The 3,440-nt window shown below is 49.6% G+C and carries 2 protein-coding genes; both read left to right on the top strand.

The window, feature by feature from the left end:
- The first annotated feature begins 937 nt into the window (after nucleotides 1-937).
- Complete coding sequence (locus tag GX016_03460) at nucleotides 938-1,228, top strand: helix-turn-helix transcriptional regulator (protein ID HHT70623.1); 291 nt, start codon at nucleotides 938-940, stop codon at nucleotides 1,226-1,228.
- 133 nt (nucleotides 1,229-1,361) lie between these two features.
- On the top strand, nucleotides 1,362-3,440 hold a 2,079-nt coding region (locus GX016_03465), incomplete at its 3' end, for a leucine-rich repeat protein (GenBank protein HHT70624.1).

Genomic DNA, 3,440 nt, shown 5'->3' on the forward strand with positions numbered 1-3,440 from the left:
ATATCTGTTTCTTAAATCCGAGCTTGGTCTAATGTTCGGCATAATACCCACCCCCATCTATGTTATATGCAAACTATATCGTAATAACGATATGAAATCAAGGGTTTTGGTTGGTGCTTGTCACTCGCATAGCAGAATTGTTATCCTGAGCGAAGCGAAGGATCCGGGACAAGATTCCTCGTTTCACTCGGAATGACACGTACGTTTGCTATTTGAATCCGATGTCACTTCTTATAAGAAAGCGACCGTCGCCTGGGAAAACACCCAGGTGACTGTCGCTTTTAGCCGCCTCGAGGACATGATGTACAGGGCTTATCCGTGCCGCCCCGCGTCCCGAAGGTATGGTGCAGGGGCAGTCCCCGTGCCGCCCCGCGTCCCGAAGGTATGGTGTAGGGGGCAGTCTCCGTGCCGCCCCGAGTCCCCAGGGCACGGTGTAGGGGGCGGTCCCCGTGCCGCCCCGAAGGGCTAAGTAGTCATACAACGTAATGTAGAGCAAGGGAATGGGTCAGCCTCTAACTAAAAAACAGCAATTGCGTTATAGAATATAGCAATATCCTTAAAGCTTTGGTTTAAGAATCTCACTATAATTATCTTGCTTCACTATAACTAATGGCGTTAGACTTCTTAACCTGTTCATCCATCGTGACCTGCATCTGTTCACCAAAACTACGCAGGAGGGTAAGGATTAAGACCGAACCAAGTGTTTTTGGTAAAATCACCCCTTAAATCACCCCTTTTGCGCTTGACTATCACCCCCAGGATGATTACAGCCGGAGGTATTTCGGTCATGATGAAGATAGAAACAAGGAAAAGCCTAAGCAATTTTATGCGCTTATGTTATCACCCGATGCATTTCAACCGCTGTGGGTACCGCCACCGGTGGGTGTGCGATAAACACTTCAGCGAAAACCAGATGAGCGGTCAAGGGGGTGAGTATATGGAGCTGTACGATAAACGGGCGAAAACCTGTGACGATGAACCCCCATTGTGCCCTGCTAAACAACTCCCGTTAAGCAACAAAGACAAGGAAGAACGTGTCTCAAGCCTAACACCCCGCGAAAAGGATGTTTTCCGCTTATTGCTTGCAGGTCTTATGCTCAAAGAAACGGCCAAAGAATTGGGTATCAAGTATTCCACTGCCAACTCTCATATGTCTGCTGTCTATAGAAAACTGAACGTCAATACCAGGGCCGAGCTGATAATAAATTACGGGGGTATTGGCAGATGACAATACCGCAAGGAATGTAGACTTAAAGGAGGAACGTTATGAGCAGTTTGTGAAACGCTGCGCGAAGGAAACCCTGTTCCAAATAGCACCTTGTGTTCCCAAAACCCAAAAACGAGAGCGGAGGTGTACCCAATTGCGACGGAAGTCTCATCGTCTTATTGCCGTCTTGACCCTATTGGCGCTATTGCTCCCAGCTGTTCCAGTAGCAGCAGCGCCAACAGCACCGGATATTAAGGGCCATTGGGCCGAGGCGGCCATCCAACAACTAGTGGACCTGGGAGCAGTATCCGGTCTACCCGATGGCACTTTCCGACCGGACCTAACTGTTACCCGGGCCGAATTCGTAACCATGGTGAATAAGAGTCTGAGGATTACTCCGGTAACAGGGACTAGTCGCTTCAAGGACGTCAAACCAGAGGATTGGTTTGCCGGTCAGGTAGAGGCGGCAGCCGCTTACGGTTATGTGGCCGGTAATCCGGACGGAACCTTCAGCCCCTATCGTCCCATCACCCGTGAACAAGCGGCAGCTATGTTAGTGCGGGCCTTCGGCTATGGCAAGATCGCTACTAAAGCCGAGCAAGATACTGTACTGGTACCCTTTATCGATGCCGGCAAAGTAAGTGCTTGGGCCAAGGCCGATGTTGCCACTGCTGTTAATTTAGGGCTCATGAGCGGTTACACGCCCACCACCTTAGCACCCCAACCGGTAGGTCTTAGTGCCGCTGGCTGGCAGCAGTGGGAAACCGCCCGCACCACCGAACAAAGGGAAGCCGTACTGAAGAAGCTGGGAAGCAACGGTCTCATAACTCGAGCCCAAACTGCAGCTATCCTCGCACGAGCGTTAGATCAAAAACCGGTAATAGAAGGAAAGATATTTGACAAAGCCGGAACCTACGGACCAAAAGAAGGCGTAGAAACTATCAGTGGCGACGTTATCATCAAAGCTGACGGGGTTACCCTACAGAATCTAACAATAACCGGCGATCTTATCATTGCCGAAACCGTTGGCGACGGTACTGTAATACTAGATAACGTAACCGTCAAAGGCGATACTCAAGTCAAAGGTGGCGGCATAAACAGCGTTATCTTCCGTAGCTGTACGCTACATGGCACCGTCACTGTAGAGAAAGTAGACGGCCAGATCAGGATCGTGGCCGAAGGGTCCACATCGGTACCCAAAGTAGTACTGCAATCAGGGGCCATTTTGATTTGCCGAGACGATGGTTCCTTTGAACGGGTTGAATTACCCAAGGACTTGGACAAAAGTACCGAAGTTGTCCTAACCGGAAACTTTGCTGAGGTGGAAATAGCAGCCGAAAAAGCCAACGTGAAAGTGGGCGCAGGCTCTACAATAGATAACCTAGTCGTAGCTAAGAATGCTAGCGGAACCCAGGTGGACCTAGACAAAGAAGCTAGCGTCACCACCGTTACAGCTGATGCCGGAGTCGAAATCACCGGCCAAGGCAGCATCGGCACCGCCGAAATCAACGTCGACGGTGTAGTCATCGAGCAGAAACCGGACGAAATCGATTGGGGTAAGGGTGTGGAATCGGCCATCATAGCCAGCAAAACACAAACACCCCCCAGAAAACCCAGCGGGGGCGGCGGAGGTTCATCGAAGCCCTCAGAAGAGCGTGTAAGTGCTATTAGTGTGACTGGTGCAGATGATGAAACAATAGTTGCAAATGGTGGAACACTGCAAATGAGTGCGGCTGTAACTCCGGCAAATGCAGCAAATAAGGCAGTAACTTGGTCAGTAACAGATGGAACCGGTTCAGCAACAATCAGCAACACGGGATTATTAACAGCAACAGGAGTCGGCACAGTAACAGTTAAGGCAACTGCCAAAGACGGCTCCGGCACTGTAGGAACAAAGGAAATTAACGTTTTAACACCATTGATAATTAGCTACTATGACGGAGACGGTGATGTCAGTATAGAGATTCCCAAGACAATAAAAATAAGTGAAATAGACGAAGAAGGTTATTATGGAGATTTTGAAATAGAAGGAACTATTGACGAAGGCGAGATCGGGATAGTAACCACCATAGGAGATGAGGCGTTTTATGAATGCACAGGCCTAACGAGCATCACAATCCCTAATAGCGTGACTAGTATAGGGACGGATGCGTTTAGCGGTTGCACTGGTCTAACGAGCATCACAATCCCCAATAGCGTGACTAGTATAGGGATGGATGCGTTTAGCGGTTGC

The sequence above is a fragment of the Bacillota bacterium genome (assembly GCA_012837285.1).
GTDB lineage: Bacteria > Bacillota > DTU030 > DUMP01 > DUMP01 > DUNI01.